At 54.8% G+C, this 16,454-nt stretch carries 14 protein-coding genes; 13 read left to right on the top strand and 1 reads right to left on the bottom strand.

Features of this window, described 5'->3' with window-relative positions; genetic code table 11:
• Window positions 1-73: 73 nt before the first annotated feature.
• From QMZ18_RS01590 to QMZ18_RS01550, 9 genes are all read left to right on the top strand, one after another.
• A complete protein-coding gene (locus QMZ18_RS01590; protein WP_282604474.1) occupies window positions 74-622 on the top strand; it encodes a flavin reductase family protein in 549 nt (182 codons plus the stop codon).
• Window positions 610-2,091, top strand: a complete 1,482-nt coding sequence (locus tag QMZ18_RS01585; RefSeq protein WP_322097114.1) for an aldehyde dehydrogenase — start codon at window positions 610-612, stop codon at window positions 2,089-2,091. Before QMZ18_RS01590 ends, QMZ18_RS01585 begins: the two co-directional genes overlap by 13 nt.
• 60 nt (window positions 2,092-2,151) lie before the next feature.
• Window positions 2,152-3,189, top strand: coding sequence for an LLM class flavin-dependent oxidoreductase (locus QMZ18_RS01580; protein ID WP_282604473.1), 1,038 nt, complete (start codon window positions 2,152-2,154; stop codon window positions 3,187-3,189).
• A 41-nt stretch (window positions 3,190-3,230) separates the two neighbouring features.
• Window positions 3,231-3,833, top strand: coding sequence for an amino acid synthesis family protein (locus QMZ18_RS01575; protein ID WP_282604472.1), 603 nt, complete (start codon window positions 3,231-3,233; stop codon window positions 3,831-3,833).
• A 45-nt stretch (window positions 3,834-3,878) separates the two neighbouring features.
• Window positions 3,879-4,676, top strand: coding sequence for an alpha/beta fold hydrolase (locus tag QMZ18_RS01570; protein ID WP_282604471.1), 798 nt, complete (start codon window positions 3,879-3,881; stop codon window positions 4,674-4,676).
• A 19-nt stretch (window positions 4,677-4,695) separates the two neighbouring features.
• Window positions 4,696-6,384 (top strand): thiamine pyrophosphate-binding protein, encoded by a 1,689-nt coding sequence (locus QMZ18_RS01565; protein ID WP_282604470.1) that lies wholly within the window; start codon window positions 4,696-4,698, stop codon window positions 6,382-6,384.
• Window positions 6,385-6,389: 5 nt separating this feature from the next.
• The gene (locus tag QMZ18_RS01560) at window positions 6,390-6,761 is read left to right on the top strand and encodes a carboxymuconolactone decarboxylase family protein (RefSeq protein ID WP_282604469.1); all 372 of its coding nucleotides are present in this window, start codon (window positions 6,390-6,392) and stop codon (window positions 6,759-6,761) included.
• 210 nt (window positions 6,762-6,971) lie between these two features.
• On the top strand, window positions 6,972-7,424 hold the full coding sequence (locus tag QMZ18_RS01555) for a hypothetical protein (RefSeq protein ID WP_282604468.1): 453 nt from the start codon (window positions 6,972-6,974) through the stop codon (window positions 7,422-7,424).
• The gene (locus QMZ18_RS01550; protein ID WP_282604467.1) at window positions 7,421-8,716 is read left to right on the top strand and encodes a relaxase/mobilization nuclease domain-containing protein; all 1,296 of its coding nucleotides are present in this window, start codon (window positions 7,421-7,423) and stop codon (window positions 8,714-8,716) included. The genes QMZ18_RS01555 and QMZ18_RS01550 overlap by 4 nt, the downstream gene beginning before the upstream one ends.
• A gap of 84 nt (window positions 8,717-8,800) precedes the next feature.
• Here the strand turns inward: QMZ18_RS01550 and QMZ18_RS01545 are convergent, their stop codons facing one another.
• Window positions 8,801-9,106: a hypothetical protein gene (locus QMZ18_RS01545; RefSeq protein ID WP_282604466.1), complete on the bottom strand. Its 306-nt coding sequence runs from the start codon at window positions 9,104-9,106 to the stop codon at window positions 8,801-8,803.
• 814 nt (window positions 9,107-9,920) lie between these two features.
• Here QMZ18_RS01545 and QMZ18_RS01540 point away from each other — a divergent pair.
• From QMZ18_RS01540 to QMZ18_RS01525, 4 genes are all read left to right on the top strand, one after another.
• On the top strand, window positions 9,921-11,282 hold the full coding sequence (locus QMZ18_RS01540; RefSeq protein WP_282604465.1) for a hypothetical protein: 1,362 nt from the start codon (window positions 9,921-9,923) through the stop codon (window positions 11,280-11,282).
• An 18-nt stretch (window positions 11,283-11,300) separates the two neighbouring features.
• Entirely contained in the window at window positions 11,301-12,479 is a 1,179-nt protein-coding gene (locus QMZ18_RS01535) for a phosphatase PAP2 family protein (RefSeq protein ID WP_282604464.1), read from the top strand.
• A gap of 19 nt (window positions 12,480-12,498) precedes the next feature.
• Entirely contained in the window at window positions 12,499-14,418 is a 1,920-nt protein-coding gene (locus QMZ18_RS01530; RefSeq protein WP_282604463.1) for a S8 family serine peptidase, read from the top strand.
• Between the two features lie 434 nt (window positions 14,419-14,852).
• Entirely contained in the window at window positions 14,853-16,388 is a 1,536-nt protein-coding gene (locus QMZ18_RS01525) for a heme peroxidase family protein (protein ID WP_282604462.1), read from the top strand.
• The last annotated feature ends 66 nt before the right edge of the window (window positions 16,389-16,454 follow it).

Genomic DNA, 16,454 nt, shown 5'->3' with positions numbered 1-16,454 from the left:
TGTATCTGATGCTGCCATTCTCCGCGGATCGGCCCGAGGGCAGACAACAATGAGGCCGAAATGGAGGTGAGCAATGCCGCAGCATGATACGGCCGGCAATCATCCGGTCCCGCGCGATGCTTTTATTCGAGCGATGCGGACGGTCGCGAGCAGCGTCACGGTCGTTACGACCGACGGACCGGCAGGTCGACACGGTGCAACTGTCAGCGCGTTTTCTTCGGTTTCTGCGGATCCACCGACAACACTGATTTGCCTGCGGACCGACAGCCGTATTGCGCGGGCCGTCTCCAAGAATGGCAATTTCTGTGTGAATGTCCTGTCACGGACGAACCCCGAGATCGCGAACAGATTTGCCGGCTGCGACGACGATCGTGTGCGCGACCGTTTTGATGGGATCGACTTTGACGACAGCTCCGGAGCAGCTCCCGAAATTGATGGCGCAACGATCTTTTCCTGCGTCGTAGAGCAGGTCGTGACCTCCGGGAGTCACAGCATTTTCGTCGGCCGGGTGGCTGCGGTACGGGGCGGCATGGCCGAACCCCTGGCCTACCTTGATGGCGCTTACCATCGTGTGGTTCCGCAACAGGCAACTTCGGGAGGAACACACCGGTGTCGGACATAAAAACCTACAAAATGTTGATTGACGGTCAATGGGTTGCGGCCTCCAACGGAAAAACCTTTGAGAGCAGTAATCCAGCGACCGGTGAAGTCTGGGCGCGGATTCCCGAAGCAACCGCAGAAGATGTCGATCGAGCCGTCACCGCCGCCGACCGCGCTTTTAACGACGGTCCCTGGTCGCAGATGTCGCCGACGGAACGCGGTCATTGCCTGCGCCGCCTCGGCGATTTGCTCGCGGAAACTTCCGAATCCCTTGGCCAGACGGAAACGATCGATACTGGCAAGATGCTGAAGGAGACGCGCTGGCAGGCAAAATACATCAGCGAGTTTTTTCACTTCTACGCCGGCTGCGCAGACAAGGTTCACGGCGAAACCCTGCCGATCGACAAACCCGATCTCTTCGTCTTTACGAACCGTGAGCCGCTGGGTGTGATCGCGGCCGTGGTGCCATGGAATTCCCAGCTATTCCTGTCGGCGGTCAAAATCGGCCCTGCCCTCGCGGCCGGGAATACGGTTGTCCTGAAGGCATCTGAATTTGCCTCTGCAGCGATGCTGGAGTTCGGCGAACTGATCGAACGCGCCGGCATCCCGACGGGTGTCGTGAACATCGTTACCGGTCACGGCGACCCCTGCGGAAAGGTGCTGACCTCGCATCCGCTTATCGCGCGAATTTCCTTCACCGGCGGGCCCGTTGCGGCTCAAAAGGTTCTTCAAAATTCCACTCAAAATTTTGCGGAAGTGTCGTTGGAATTGGGCGGCAAATCGCCTTTCATCGTGTTTGAAGACACCAACGTCGAAAGCGCGGTAAACGGTGCCATCTCGGGAATCTTCGGTGCGGCAGGACAGAGCTGTGTTGCCGGCTCCCGCCTGTTAGTTCAAGACTCGATCGCCGATGAATTTCTTGAACGCATGACGGCTCTGGCCAAACAGATCCGGATCGGCGACCCGCTGGCTGAAGAGACCGAAATGGGGCCGATCTGCACTCAGGGGCAATTCGAAAATATCGAGCGCGAAGTCGCCCGTGCTCAGACTGAAGGCGGCAAGCTGCTCTGCGGCGGTAGGCCGGTCGAAGGGATGAGCGGCAGGTTCTACGAGCCCACCATCATCGATTGCCCGAACTCTGATCTGACGATCGTGGACACGGAACTTTTTGGCCCGGTGCTCAGTGTCGTGCGCTTCAAGGACGAAGCGGATGCAATCCGTTTGGCCAACAAAACCGAACATGGTTTGGCTGCGGGCATCTTTACCCGCGACAGCGCACGCTCGCTTCGGATGGTGAAAGCAGTGAAGGCAGGGATCGTTTGGGTCAACACCTACCGCGCGGTTTCTCCCATTGCAGAATTTGGCGGCATGAAAAACTCGGGCTATGGGCGCGAAAGCGGGCTCCAGGCGATCTATGACTATACCCGTCCCAAGACGGTCTGGATGAACACTTCCGACGAACCCTTGGGCAGTCAGTTCGTCGCGCGTTGAAGAATAAACGGCGGCGTCAGTGAAGAAGCCTGCCGCCGCTGAACACCATGGGAGATATCGATGAAATTTCAACTCGCGATCAATATGGAGCGCATGGACGGCAACACCGCTATGGAAGACGTGCGTCAGCACACCTTGGACATGGTGCAGATGGCCGACCGTGGTGGCTTCAACATCGTCTGGGCGGCTGAGCATCACGCGCTCGAAATGACAATTGCGCCTAATCCCTTTCAAATCCTGACCTGGTGGGCGAGCCACACGGATCGCATCCGGCTGGGTACGGCGGTAGCCGTGGCGCCTTACTGGAACCCGATTAAGCTGGCGGGCGAGGCAGCCTTTACGGATCTGATCAGCGGCGGCCGGCTGGAATTCGGTATTGGTTCGGGCGCTTATCAGCGCGAGTTCGACCGAATGGCGCCTGGGTTAAAGCAGTCGGACGCCTGGCGCTACATGCACGAAATGCTGCCGGCGGTAAAAGCTCTCTGGGAAGGCGACTACGCCCATGACGGCGAATTCTGGACCTTTCCGACCGCGACCTCCGTGCCTAAGCCGGTTCAAAAGCCGCATCCGCCGATCTGGGTCGCGGCACGCGCGCCGATCACCTTCGATTATGCCGTAAAGAATGGTTACAACATCATGTCCTGGCCGCTGACTCGGCCCATGGCCGAAGTGGATCTTTATCTGCAGCGTCTTGAAGAGGCGATGGCGGCGAATCCTGGACTGAAACGTCCCACCATCGCGATGATGCGCCACACCGCAATTTACGATACGGCGTCGGAACGAGACGTTCCGGTCAAGGCCGCTCAGCGCCAGCTTGGGCAGTTCGAGAACCTCTTTAAGAACCTCGGCGATGTGGAGAACGGGTTTCCAAGACAGATCCCTCTCGAAGAGCTCGAGAACCGGGACGAATATGACCCGCAGATGCTGACCGAAAACCTTATGTTCGGCACGCCGGATGAGGCGATCGCAAAGCTGAAACTCTATGAGGAACGCGGCGTGGACGAGTTCATTTACTACGCCAGCATGGGACTCGGCTTGAAAGAACAGAAACGCTCGCTTGAGCTCTTCTGCAATGAAGTTATCCCGGCCTTCGGCTGACCCCAATTCTGCAGTCCGACTGCCAACGACAGGACGATGAAATGCCTCTGGAGATACGCCGCACCCTTTTGCATGTGGAAGATACCTTCGTAGACGGTGGCCGTGTCGCGGAACGTCCACTGAAATTGATTGCCGCTGTTGCGATACTGAAGAACCCTTGGGCCGGTAGCGGATTTGTCGAGAATCTGCGTCCTGAGATCCGTGAGATTTCTCCCGTCATAGGAAAAAAACTCTCGGATATGATAGTGGAGGCCGCAGGCTCGGGTGATGCGGTCGAAGCCTATGGGAAGTGTTCCGTCGTCGGCATGGGTGGCGAGATGGAGCATGCCGCCGCGCTGATCCACACCGTGCCCTTCGGCAATCAATACCGGTCGGCCGTCGGGGCCAAGACCTATCTGGCTTTCTCCAACACCCGGGGTGGCGCCAACGCGCCGATTTCCATCCCGCTGATGGATAAGCACGATGGCGGTCGCCGGTCCCATTACCTGACGATTCAGCTGTCGATCCCCGACGCTCCTGCCCATGATGAACTGATCGTGGCGCTGGGCGCCTCGGTCGGAGGCCGTCCGCATGACCGGCTGGGCTGCCGCGAAGACGACTTGAGAGAATACAACCTGGATTTGGATAATCCAGCCGGCGTTTAAGCCAGCTCGGTGGTTCTGCAGCAGGGTCGCGAAGGGCGGCAACAGATGACCAAACTAAGCAGCAAGGGAACGGCCTACGATCTACACGGGTCGCTGAATGCACCCGTTGTCGTGCTGATCCACGGTCTTGGCCTGACGCGTGCGACCTGGGACGATTACTTGCCGATCCTCTCCAGACATTACTGCGTTCTGACCTACGACTTGTGTGGTCATGGGGAAAGTGCATTACCTGAGCGAACGCCTTCGCTGACGGTTCTGTCCGAACAGCTGCGCGATCTCCTGAATGAACTGGTGATTGCCCGCTTAGCGGTCGTGGGTTTTTCGCTGGGTGGCATGATCAACCGCCGATTCGCCATGGATTTTCCTGACCGGGTCACGGCGCTCGGCATCCTGAATTCGCCGCACGAACGGAGCCCGGAAGCGCAGGCGCTGGTCGAGCAGCGGGCGGCACGAACCGAAGCGGGCGGGCCCGCGGCGACGATTGAAACAACACTGGAACGCTGGTTTACGGCTGAGTTCCGGGCCGAACGGCCGGAGATTATCGAGCAGGTGCGCAGCCTCGTGCTCGATAATGATCCAAAAAACTATGCACTGCATCGGCAAGTGCTGGCGAAGGGCGTGGTTGAACTCATCCGCCCGAATCCGCCGATCACGTTGCCCGCACTGGTGATGACCTGTGAAAACGATAGTGGCAGCACACCGGCGATGTCCTACGCCATCGCCTCTGAAATCGAAGCGGCGCAGACCGTCATCGTGCCTGGTCTGCAGCACATGGGGGTGGTGGAAAGGCCCGATCTTTTTGCTGCGGCCCTCGAGGCGTTTCTCGATGATGTGCCGGTATAGAGACGTAAAGGAACCCGAGATGAAAAAGCTTACGGGCGGTCAGGCCGCTGTCGAATCCCTGAAGGCGGAGAAGGTCGAACAGGTATTTGGACTCATCGGCTCGGCCACCATGGAAATGTTCGATGCGCTCTACGACGCATCCGAAATCAACTTTGTCGGGGTCCATGACGAGCGCACCGGTACCCATATGGCCGATGGTTATGCACGTGCCAGCGGTAATGCTGGGGTCATTCTTGCAGGGCAAAATGGCCCGGGCGCGACAAATCTCGTGACGGGTCTGGGGCAGGCCGCTGCGGCCTTTACGCCGATCGTCTCCATCGCCGGCGCTCTCTCCTCGTCGCATGTCTATCGCGATGCCTTTCAGGAGGTCGATCAGCAGGCGCTCTTCAGTCCGATCACGAAAAAGACCTGGACGGCCACGGGTGCCGACCGGGTACCGGAAATGTTCCGCGAAGCCTTTCGAGTCGCGATGACGCCGCGTAAGGGCCCTGTCCAGCTAAACCTGCCGCGCGACGTACTGTCCGCGACTGCTGAATTTCCCGCATTTCAGAAGCCCAGAGCTTACCGTTCCCAATCCGTGCCCGCAGGCGCAGCAGACGCCATCGCTCAAGCGGCGGAATTGCTGCGCAACGCTGAGCGCCCCGTCATCATCGCCGGCGGTGGGATTAAGAACACCGGCGGTCATGTCCAGGCGATGGAGTTGGCCGAGACTCTGAATGCACCGGTGGTTACCTCTCCCGGTCACGGTGACGCAGTCCCCTTCGACCATCCCCTGAACGCGGGCCAGATGGGACCGCGCGGCAACCCTGTCGCGTCGCGACTTGTGCGGGAGGCCGATGTCATCCTCGCGCTCGGCACGCGGATCGGATTCAATGCAACCTTCTACAGCTACGACAACATCAACGAGGATGCCGCGATCATTCATGTGGAACTCGAGCCGACCGCCATTGGCCGGTATTTTCCCATCGAAGTCGGTATCTGGGCGGATGCGCCAACTGCAGCGGTTCAGCTGCGCGCAGCCATCACATCCATGAACAAAAGAGCTGAAGTTGAAGCCTGGACCGGAGCCTACAAGTCTGAACGCGTTGCTTATCTTGCGACGCGGGATGAGGATGCCGCCACGGATGTTCTGCCGATCCAGCCGTCTGGTCTATTCAAGGCGCTGCGCGAGGTTTTGCCCAAGGATACAGCTGTGACCATGGACGCGGGCACACTGTGTCTTCAGGCGACGGATGCCTTGAACTATTGGCATCCAAAAAGCCTCTTCACGCCGCTCGACTTCGGGTTGGTCGGCTTCTCTTTTGCCTGCGGTTTGGGCGTGAAACTCGCGCAGCCCGAACGTCCCGTGGTTAGTCTGATGGGAGACGGTGGCTTTGGGATGACCCTGTCGGAACTCAGCACCGCCGTCGATCACAAAATCAATACGGTCACGGTGGTGATGAACAATAAATGCTGGGGGGCAGAGAAAGCCTATCAGCGTGATTTCTTTGGCGGACGCTATATCGGTGCCGACATAAGTAGCCCACGATTCGATAAGGTTGCAGAGCTCTATGGAGCTGCCGGGTTCCGGGCTCAAACACTTGATGAGATGCGTGAAGCCATCGAAGCGGCGCTGGTTTGCGGCAAACCGGCAGTTGTCGATGTCGCGGTCGACCCGGCGGCGCTCTACAGCTTCCGCCGCGACAGTTTCAAACACCGGGGGGGATGAGTCCAATGTCCGACGATCAAAAGAAATATCCGCATATGGACGCCCAAAAGGCGACCGGCGACTGGAACCCGGCTTGGGATCAGTTTCGAGAACTGGATCCCGACTTTCTGGAGGCTTTTTTGGCGTTCCGTTCTGTCCCTCAGCGTCAGGGGCCACTTGAGCAGAAGTATAAGGAATTGATCTTCATCGCGATCAATGCCGCAACGACCCATTTGCATGGCCCCGGTGTCCGGCGGCACATTCAGAACGCGCTAAGAGCGGGTGCGACGAAAGAGGAGATTCTGGAGACGATCCAGCTGACCACGATCATGGGTATTCATTCACTCAGCCTCGCTGCACCAATCTTGGTAGAGGAAGTCGAGAAATTCGAAGGCTGAACGCATGGAATTCTATGCAGCACTGCGCAGCGATCAGATTTGGGGGATATCGGCGAGGCCTCGATAGCAAATAGCCAACCGAGGTGGGGACAAATTTTGTGGAAATTTGGTGGGCCTTGAAGTAGAGGAATCGAACCAACTCTTCGAGGTTTTGCAGGACTGGGAACACCAGCTAAAGCATAGTGAATTCCCACATATGGAGATGGAACCATGAGCCATCTCCCGAACCAGAGTCCCCCTGAAAACGTAGAACATTCATTCGCGGTTGCGGTGAATGTGAAGCCGCGCCGCAGGCGAAAGAAAGATCCACCTTTTTCCTTGCGCCTGAATATCGAAGAGCGTCAAAAGCTTGAAGTTGCAGCGGCAGGCACGCCTCTTGGAGCATTTATCAAGACAAAGCTGTTTGAAGGTGATCTGAAACCCCGCCGGACGCGCGGTTATGCCCCTGTGAAGGATCATGCGGCCCTCGCGCAGGTTTTGGGGATGATCGGGCAACTTCGATTGGTCAGTAACCTTGATGAGCTTGCCAAAGCGGCGTCAATCGGTGCGCTTCCCCTGACCGAGGAGACTGAGCAGGAAATCATCAAGGCCTGTGCCGCTGTGTTGGCCATACGGGCAGAGTTGATGCGGGCGCTCGGATATCCGGTAGAGGAATCTGAATGATCCTCAAAGGCTCTCAACGTGGCAGCGCGTTGAAGTTGGCCGCCCATTTGCTGCGCCTTGATGAAAACGATCATGTCGAGGTGCATGAGCTGCGGGGTTTATCCTCTCGGGATTTGCGCGGGGCGTTGCAAGAGGCCGATGCGGTGGCCAAAGGCACACGCTGTCGCCAGTTCCTGTTCTCGCTAAGCCTCAACCCGCCGGAAACGGAGGACGTACCCGTAGAGGCCTTTGAGGACGCTATAGAGACAATCGAACAAAGGCTCAAGCTGAACGGCCAGCCACGCGCGATTGTCTTCCATGAGAAGGAAGGCCGTCGGCATGCGCATGTTGTCTGGTCGCGGATCAATGTCGAAAGCATGACAGCAATCACCCTGCCGTACTTCAAGATGAAGCTGCAGGTCGTATCACGAGAACTCTTTCTTGAGCATGGATGGCGGCTACCCAAGGGATTACGAGACAGGACAAAGCGCAATCCTTTGAACTTCACACAAGCGGAATGGCAACAAGCCAAGCGAACAAAGCAGGACCCGCGTGCCTTGAAACTAACATTCATGGATTGCTGGGCGGTATCGGACAGCCGCGCCGCCTTTGCGCATGCGATAGAAGAACAAGGCTTTGTGCTCGCACGAGGAGATAGGCGTACTTTTGTTGCAGTGGATTGGCGGGGAGAAGTGTACCCGGTAGCGCGTTTGACGGGCGAAAGGACCAGCGCGGTTAAGGCGAAGCTCGGGGACCCTGACGGATTGAAAAGCGTCGCGCAGGCAAGAGAAACAATCACCGGCCGGATGACCGACAAGCTGAAGGAGCTGATCCGCAGCGTTGAAGCGCAAGCCGAAAGCACATCGAAGGCAATCCAGCAGAAGAAAGCGGTGCTGCGGACCGATCAACGCGCAAAAAGGCAGGCGCTGAAAGAAAAGCTGGCTGCACGTGCCGATATGGAAGCCCAAGCACGGGCGTCGCGGTTCCGAAAAGGCGTGTTGGGATTGTGGGACTGGATCAGTGGTAAAACGCGAAAAATCAGAAAGCAGAACGAAATGGAGGCGCAAAATGCCGCAAAACGGGATGTATTAGAGCGCGAAAAACTGATCAAAGGGCAGCTATCGGAACGCCGCACCCTGCAACAGGACTTGCGCACAATGAGGCGCGAGGCGACAAAGCAATTGGACGACTTGAGGAAGGATGTGTCGTTTTATCTCGGGCTGCGGAAGCAGCAACCCGATGGCGGTGGCAAGCATAAACGCAAGCGGAAGTCACGCACACTGACAAACAATCCTTCACTGGAAAGCCCTTGAATTGCATTTTTAATCGGTTTTGCGAATGCGGGCGCCCAGGAGGAAACTTCCCCGCATCCGCAAACCGAGTATAAACTTTGGTAGTTAATCCGCGTAGTAGGATTGGCCATCACGCATGGCTATATCAGTCATGGCCGCGACATGCTCGCTCGGCACCCAGCTCCTTGAGAACGCGGTTCGTGCTTGAGAAGATGTAATACCTTCTTCCTCTCGAGTCGTAACTACGTGGACTTCATCAAAGTCGTCCGCATAAATAGGGACTTTGCCCTTCACAACAATCTGATACATTCTTAGGGCGGTAGAGTTCACGCCCAACTGCATAGTTGCAAAGTGGCGTTTCAAGTTTTCAAGTGCAGGTGGATCGTAGTTATCGGGTAAATTCCAAGCCATTTTTTCCTCCATTATTCTGTAAGTAAGTTTGTAAAACCTGTACTTTCTTTGAGTCTCACAGCTCCAAAGATCAGAGCCACTAAGCCTCCATCCTTTGTCGTTAGCCGAGACCGATACTGTTAAAATCGATGCTGGGCACGGCGGTCGATAGAGCTAGATTTCGTCCGCTGCGCAGATACGATCTGCGAGCAAAACAAGCCAGCTTACGATCGCACGTTTCGATTTCACTGCCTCAGCATTGTGCCCAGTGTCTGGATCTAAAAATTCACGTAGTTCGGGCCAGTTCTGGCAGAAGTCGCTGAGGTCACGAAGTTTCTCAATTTTGTCAGCACGTATGCTGTCGTCTGTTTCACTTTTCCAATCGACCACGGGTGCATTCCAATCGTTGATTCCAGCAGTCTCAATATTGCTCGCCCGTCCGCGGAGCAGGTGTTTGAAATCCGTTAATTAATCGTTAGAACACTTTTCAAGAGTAAATTTATGTTAGAAACTCTCCCCAATATTGGGGGAAGCAGTAATGCCAAAGATTATCGGTGTCCCAAAATTGCAGATACGTTTGTACGGCCCGTTTTCTGCAAAATGGTCTGACGGCACAGAAGTCAGAATTGCTGGTAACAAGAAGCGCGCGTTGTTGGCATTACTTGCGACAGCGCCGGATGGGCGTCGAACACGAGCTCATCTTGGCGATATGTTGTGGAGATCTGGTGCGGAGCATCAGAGGCTGAGCTTAAGAGGGGCGCTTAGCGAGTTAAAGAAGCTCTTCGATGACCGATTTGAAACGCTGCTAAAGACAACTAACGACGACATACAGTTAGTGCCCGATACGTGGGAATTGGTCGGACATAAGTCTGACGGCACATTCCTCGAAGGCCTCAGTGTGGCGACACCGGCATTCGAAACATGGCTCAATAACTATCGCCACTCCAACCCAGTTCTAGCCATCGCTGAGTTGGTGCAACCATCGCGCCAGATAACTGATATCCGTCCGACAATCGCCGTATTGCCACTACAGAGCAAGCCAGGAAGCGATTACGAATCTCTGATTGGGGATATGCTTTCTGAGGAAGCTACTCGCGCTCTATCGCGCTCAACGCTCATGAATGTCATTTCCCATCTTTCCTGTCGGAACGTCGATACGACAGTCATCACATTGGGTGACCTTCAGCAGAGTATCGGGGTCGACTATGTGCTCTCTGGGCGAGTCAGAGTACGAAACGATGCTTACCATCTGAGCGTTGACTTTACGGACGTGGAAAGCGGAACCCTACGCTGGTCTCAAGATCTGACCGGGCAGGTCTCTAAGTTCGTCGACGGCAACGATGAAGTTGCCTACTTACTGGCACGTGCTATCGGCAGAGAAGTGGTGTCGGCATCGATCGAAACCACGAATGCCCGGCAACTGTATGACGTAGAGAGCCATTATCTTCTTGTCTCCGCAATTGCTCTCATGCACCGGCAGGCACTCGGTAGCTTTTCCCAAGCTAGGCCCAGACTTGAGGAACTCATTTCACGCGCTCCACGCTGCGCAGCGTTACATGCCTGGCTCGCGATGTGGTACGTGCTGAGTGTTGGTCAAGGCTGGAGTGTGGATTTCGCCCGAGACGCAGCAACTGCTGCGGACAGTGGTCGGCGTGCCCTCGACATCGATCCGGAATGCGCCTTTTCATTGGCGGTCGACGGATTTGTTCAGAACAATCTGGTAAAGCGCTTCGATGTCGCAGCTGCACGCTTTGACGAAGCCATCGAGCTTGATCCCAACAATGCGCTCGCATGGCTGCTCAAAGGGACGATGCATGCTTTTGTCGACCAAGGTTCCGAAGCTGTCTCTTGTACCGATCGGGCACAAAGGCTTTCGCCGGTCGATCCATACAAATACCTATACGATAGCCTTGCGGCCACTGCCCGGCTTTCCTTGCGCGATTTCACCGGCGCGCTCGAATTGGCGAACCGGTCATTCAAGGCCAACAGGCGACACATCTCAACACTGCGTGTACGGACAATCGCGCTTCAGTCACTGGGCCGAACAGAAGAAGCTCTCACTTCAGCCGTTGAACTGGTTCGGCTCCAGCCTTCACTGACTGTTGAGGGTTATCTGAAGGATCATCCAGCCGCCCTTTTCGCCACAGGGCGTGAATGGGCGGAGGCCCTTCGTAAATCTGGTGTGCCAACAAACTAAATCTTGGGGAGATAAACAATGTCTATTGCAAGTATTGCAAGTGGAGCGAGCGGTGCAAGTGGAGCCAGCGGCGCAAGCGGCGCAAGCGGCGCTAGTGGTGCAAGCGGTGGTGAGAGCGGCGGCAGTATGGCTGTCACCGGCGCCCTGATAACAGCCCGAGACGCCATCGCTGGTCGCTTTGAAGTGGCAACTCCTTCACCAATGAGGGGAAATGCCTCAGCCAACATCAAGGCTTGGGACCCACAGGTGCGGGCAGTTACGATTGAAGCTGACTTGCTGTCCCGAGTGGCTTTTGAGCAGATTTCCGACTCGAAATTAGATATCGATAATAATCAGCTGCCTGGCATTGTCATGTATCACGTGGCTGAAAGCGGTGATTTAGGTGCAACGGCTACCCTACAAAGACAGGAGATGCTTAAACTCATTCGTCCTTCGATGACCGACTTCGCGGAACAAATGAAAGTTGTGCGCAACTACATCGATCTCCGCGTGGATCGTGCGGCGGAAATTGTTTCGCAACTGGGTTATCCCACCCCGTTCTTCGCAAATGTTCTTGGCATCTATCCGGAAAAAAATAAATACACATTGGAGTTGATTACAGTTGCGCAGTTCTTTGCGACGATGGCGGCAAAGCGTGCGAAGCACTCCTTAGCATGTGTGCGCCCCGACCGCTTCTCGTCACAGGTTCAACCAATGATCCAGACTCCGGGTCACGGGGCATTGCCAAGTGGCCATGCGACCGAGGCCTTCGCTGTCGCAACAATGCTCTCTCGTCTCGTTAGTTCCACTGTCAATTCGGGCGTCGAAGACATGCTCTTGCGCCAAGCCGCGCGTATCGCGGTCAATCGAACGGTCGCAGGTGTTCACTTCCCGATCGACAGTATTGCAGGCGCAATGATGGGAGTAGTATTAGGACACTACCTTGCTGACAGGGCCACCGGGTCAAGTAAAAATCTGAAATCAGCTACTTTTAATGCAGCCGGAATTGGTGAACAGGATTTCGATTACCAAAAGTTGCTTAACTTCGACAGCGAATTGAAGCGTGTTTCTGCACAACTAGTCGACTATTCCAAAGAAAATAATAACCCAGTCAAAAATGTCGTTAAGGTCGGATCGAATGAACTAAGTGTTGGAGATCAAGACGTCTGTTTGCCACTGAAGGGTCTGTGGGATTTAGCGCTCGAAGAGTGGGCATGAGTTCTCGGAGGATAAGAAAATGGCAACATTAACTTGGGTTCCAGACTCCACCACACCCGAATGCGGTGATCCTTACTGCGATTGGCTTCTTGGACTTGGGGAGGATTTTACGGTCCGTAAGAGAGCTAAACGACCAAACGATCATTCAGAAGACTTTGCCAGAACGATCGATCTAAAGCTCGCTCCGGGTAATCCAGTGAGTGCGTCGCCCGCACGCGGGCCGTCTGCACCGCCAGCCCGCGCTCGTGAAGATGTGCGTTTCCCGATGCCGCTTCGAGAAAGGAGTTTCAATAGAAATGGAACTGAGGATTCAAAGGCCGTTTACGAAGTGCCGCCAGCTCTACAGGGACTGACAGAGGAAGAGAAAAAGGAAATCGTGATTGTTGCGGTGATCGACGATGGGATCAACATCGCCAATGATCGTTTCGTCGATGCCCTTGGTCGATCTCGTGTCGATTACGCCTGGGTGCAAGACGCCGATAGTGCTGGCGACGTTCCCTACGGTAAGGTCATCACCTCGACTGAAATTGATCAAAAACGCGCTGCATGTGCCGATGAAGCAGTAGTTCTTTCACAGCTCGGCTTGGTCAAAGACAAGGCATTTGACGAGTCTGCTCTGGTAAGACGAGCGTCACACGGAACCCATATGGCGGATCTTGCTGCTGGTTACGGACCAGATGAAAAGGGCTTCGATAAATCACATCTTCGGCGCATGATTACAGTCCAGTTACCATTTTTAATGACACAGGAAACTTCGGGGGCCACTTATGTGCCCTTCGTCACCGCCGCGGTCAAATTTATCCGAAAGCAAGCGGAAAAGATGAGAATTGCTTTGAAACTCGACCGCCTGCCAGTTGTCATCAACTTCAGTTACGCGATCAGTGGAGGGCCGCATAACAGCAAAGGGCAGGTTGAACAAATCTTAGAGAAGGAGCTTGCCAACGATCAAACAGCGGGCAAAGGCGTAATGATGCAAGTTGTTCTGCCTGCGGGAAACCGCCATCTAAATCGCCAACACGCTTGTAGTGAAATTGGAAGAGATGCGCGCCAGCTTCTGTCGTTGCCTTGGCGGATTCAACCCTGCGATCAAACCTCGAGCTATCTAGAGATCTGGATACCGGCGGACACGACACCGACAGTGGAAATTTCACCACCTGGGGGCGTTTCGACAACTCTAGCCCTGGCCGGGGAGGCACAGCTCTTGCGTGATGGTCCAAACGGCGATGTGATTGCCAGAGTTACTCTGGACAATCCCAATTCCGATCGACAACGGATACTCATTGCCGTAGCGCCTACAGAGATTTTCGATAGTACCCGTCAACGAGCACCCGCCGGCCTTTGGAAGGTGATTGTCGAGACATTCTTACGGCCAGGCGAACAGATCGATGCTTGGGTACAGCGCGACGAAGCTCCCTATCGATATCGCACCAATGGCCGTCAGTCCTATTTTGACGACCCGAACTACAAGAGATTTGACGAGCAAGGGCGGTTGGAATTGGAAGACCAAGATAACAGTGTCGTCAAGCGTTGCGGCACACAAAGCGGCCTCTCCACGAATTCACGAACTATCGTTGTCGCGGGTTATACGAAGAATTCAGTGACGATAGCACGCTATTCGGGACGCGGAGATGAAAAACAAAATCTTCTACATGTCCCTTTCAAGCCAGACGTTTCAGCAGTATCCGATCGCTCGCGATCCCAACCCGGTGTGTTAGCTTCCGGGACGTTTTCAGGATCAAGTCTTCCAATCAATGGAACGAGTGTTGCCGCGCCTCAGGTCACACGCTTTCTGGCGGATTTAATGTCTGATGGCCAATCTACTTTCGCGAACGCAAAAGCGCAATTGATTGCCCATGCACAGGGAGCTCCGGCACCCAACAAGGAACGCGGAGGCGATGGGCTGGTGATTTTTGCGGATGCTAGATGGAATCGAACTTAGGGCTGGCATTCCGTTTCAATTAACCTCCGCGCTAAAGCTCTTAGAAATCTCTGTAGATATAAGACTTGATCTATCTATTTGAGCGTCAACGAATGCAATAAGCCTCGCTACATATTGTAGCGAGGCTTTCTTTTATATTTTTAACCAAAATAACGAATTAATAACTCTTTACTAACTCACGCGAAACCGAGTTTCCAATGTTTAATTCTACGGTGCTTTGATAGACGAAGGCCTTAAACGTTCGCACTGAACGTTGGTTTGCTCGAAGTGTCCGGACCGCACGACCAAAAGCAGATCGCACCTCCGATCCGAGCACAATTACTGTCGTCTCTCAAGAACTGCTGAGAGCCAGTCAACTTAGTCGCTGTTGATTTCGGATTTTTCGACAGGACCAACAGTGTTCTTCAAACACAGTGAAAAAATGGAGGTGGCACATGTCCTATTCAAACAACCATGGTAGCAGCACCCGAGATTTGGATATCTCTACTCTCGACGCTTTCTCGACCAACAGCGACCCAGGGAAGTTCGGGCGAATGTTTCCCAATCTCCCTGCTCTCCAGGTGTCGGACGCAAAGCTCGCTGACCTCGCTGCGTCAATGCTTGACCAGCCTGGAACAGCGCCTTCGGGAGACAACGGCACTATCCCCGCAGGCTTCACCTATTTAGGACAATTTGTTGATCACGATCTTACGCTGGATACGACGCCAATATCCGATCAGGCGACCGATCCGACAATAACCGAAAACTTTCGGACTCCTGCATTGGATCTCGACTCATTGTACGGCGATGGTCCCGGCGTTCGTCCTGAGCTTTACGCTCGAAAGTCAAGGACGCCATATGGTCCAAGTAACAAGTTCCTTTTGGGTGTGACTCTGCCAAGCGAAGAGCAGGACATCCCAAACCCACTGCCAAATGACCTACCGCGAAACCGCGTCGGTCGCCCCCTCATCGGAGATGAACGCAATGACGAGAACCTCGTCGTTGCTCAAACGCATCTCGCTTTTTTGAAGTTTCATAACGCGGTGATCGATTTTCTTTCGTCAAACCGCCCGGATCTCACCGGTGCAGACCAGTATACAGAAGCTCGTCGAATCGTTGCCTGGCACTATCAGTGGATTGTGCTGTTCGATTTTGTCGAGCGATTGACAGAACCGGGATTGATCCGAAAGATCAAACATGAAGGCCGCCGTTTCTACCGCTTCAAGACCACTCCCTTCATGCCCGTCGAATTTTCTGCCGCGGCCTATCGCCTAGGCCATTCAATGGTTAGGCAGGTTTACGACTTCAACAGGGTCTTCCGTGAAGGCGGCTTAACGCCAGCCACTCTTCGTCTCCTCTTCGGGTTCACTGGCAAGTCCGGTGCGATCGTAGGTGATCTAGTTAATGATCCCAGCGTTGACCCAACACCGGGCATTCCTGGCGGGAAACTCGCTTCGCTCCCTGGGAATTGGATCATTGATTGGCGTCGGTTTTATGATCTTGGATTGGACGGCACGCCAGTCAACGCTTCGCGATTGATCGATCCGAAACTTGCTTCTGATCTGCACAGTTTACCGGGAGAATCCGGTTTGCAGGGTGTCCTTGCCTTTAGAAACCTAAAGCGCGGCGTTCAACTCAGACTACCTTCCGGCCAGGCAATTGCAGCGTTCATTGGAGCCGACCTGCTCTCTGCAGGAGACCTAATCAGCGGACCGGATGGCGCCGTCGTTCAGGAGCATGGGCTGCAGGCGAATACGCCTCTTTGGTACTACATTCTCAAAGAAGCCGAGGTCCTTCACGGGGGTCAACGGCTTGGACCTGTGGGTTCGACAATTATCGCAGAGACCTTCCTTGGTTTGGTGCATGGAGATCACGGGTCGTTTCTCTGGCAACGCTCAAACTGGCGTCCTGAACTTCCGGGAAGCGACGCCGGTAACTTCACAATGGCCGACCTCATCAAGTTCGTCGATGACGTCAATCCCATTGGGTAGTGAGCAACGACAGTTCAATTCGCGTCAAACTTTAAAATCCTGAAGTTCGATAATTTCGAACTTCAA

Origin of the sequence: Pelagibius sp. Alg239-R121, assembly GCF_947331435.1 — a bacterium.
Taxonomy (GTDB): Bacteria; Pseudomonadota; Alphaproteobacteria; order Kiloniellales; family Kiloniellaceae; genus Denitrobaculum.
The sequence above is the reverse complement of the archived record's forward strand: the minus strand, read 5'-3'. Positions and strand labels throughout refer to the sequence as shown.

Coding starts and splice junctions, on each gene's coding strand:
- QMZ18_RS01590 (WP_282604474.1), top strand. CDS start 74: ATGCCGCAGCATGATACGGCCGGCAATCATCCGGTCCCGCGCGATGCT.
- QMZ18_RS01580 (WP_282604473.1), top strand. CDS start 2,152: ATGAAATTTCAACTCGCGATCAATATGGAGCGCATGGACGGCAACACC.
- QMZ18_RS01575 (WP_282604472.1), top strand. CDS start 3,231: ATGCCTCTGGAGATACGCCGCACCCTTTTGCATGTGGAAGATACCTTC.
- QMZ18_RS01570 (WP_282604471.1), top strand. CDS start 3,879: ATGACCAAACTAAGCAGCAAGGGAACGGCCTACGATCTACACGGGTCG.
- QMZ18_RS01565 (WP_282604470.1), top strand. CDS start 4,696: ATGAAAAAGCTTACGGGCGGTCAGGCCGCTGTCGAATCCCTGAAGGCG.
- QMZ18_RS01560 (WP_282604469.1), top strand. CDS start 6,390: ATGTCCGACGATCAAAAGAAATATCCGCATATGGACGCCCAAAAGGCG.
- QMZ18_RS01555 (WP_282604468.1), top strand. CDS start 6,972: ATGAGCCATCTCCCGAACCAGAGTCCCCCTGAAAACGTAGAACATTCA.
- QMZ18_RS01550 (WP_282604467.1), top strand. CDS start 7,421: ATGATCCTCAAAGGCTCTCAACGTGGCAGCGCGTTGAAGTTGGCCGCC.
- QMZ18_RS01545 (WP_282604466.1), bottom strand. CDS start 9,106: ATGGCTTGGAATTTACCCGATAACTACGATCCACCTGCACTTGAAAAC.
- QMZ18_RS01535 (WP_282604464.1), top strand. CDS start 11,301: ATGTCTATTGCAAGTATTGCAAGTGGAGCGAGCGGTGCAAGTGGAGCC.
- QMZ18_RS01530 (WP_282604463.1), top strand. CDS start 12,499: ATGGCAACATTAACTTGGGTTCCAGACTCCACCACACCCGAATGCGGT.
- QMZ18_RS01525 (WP_282604462.1), top strand. CDS start 14,853: ATGTCCTATTCAAACAACCATGGTAGCAGCACCCGAGATTTGGATATC.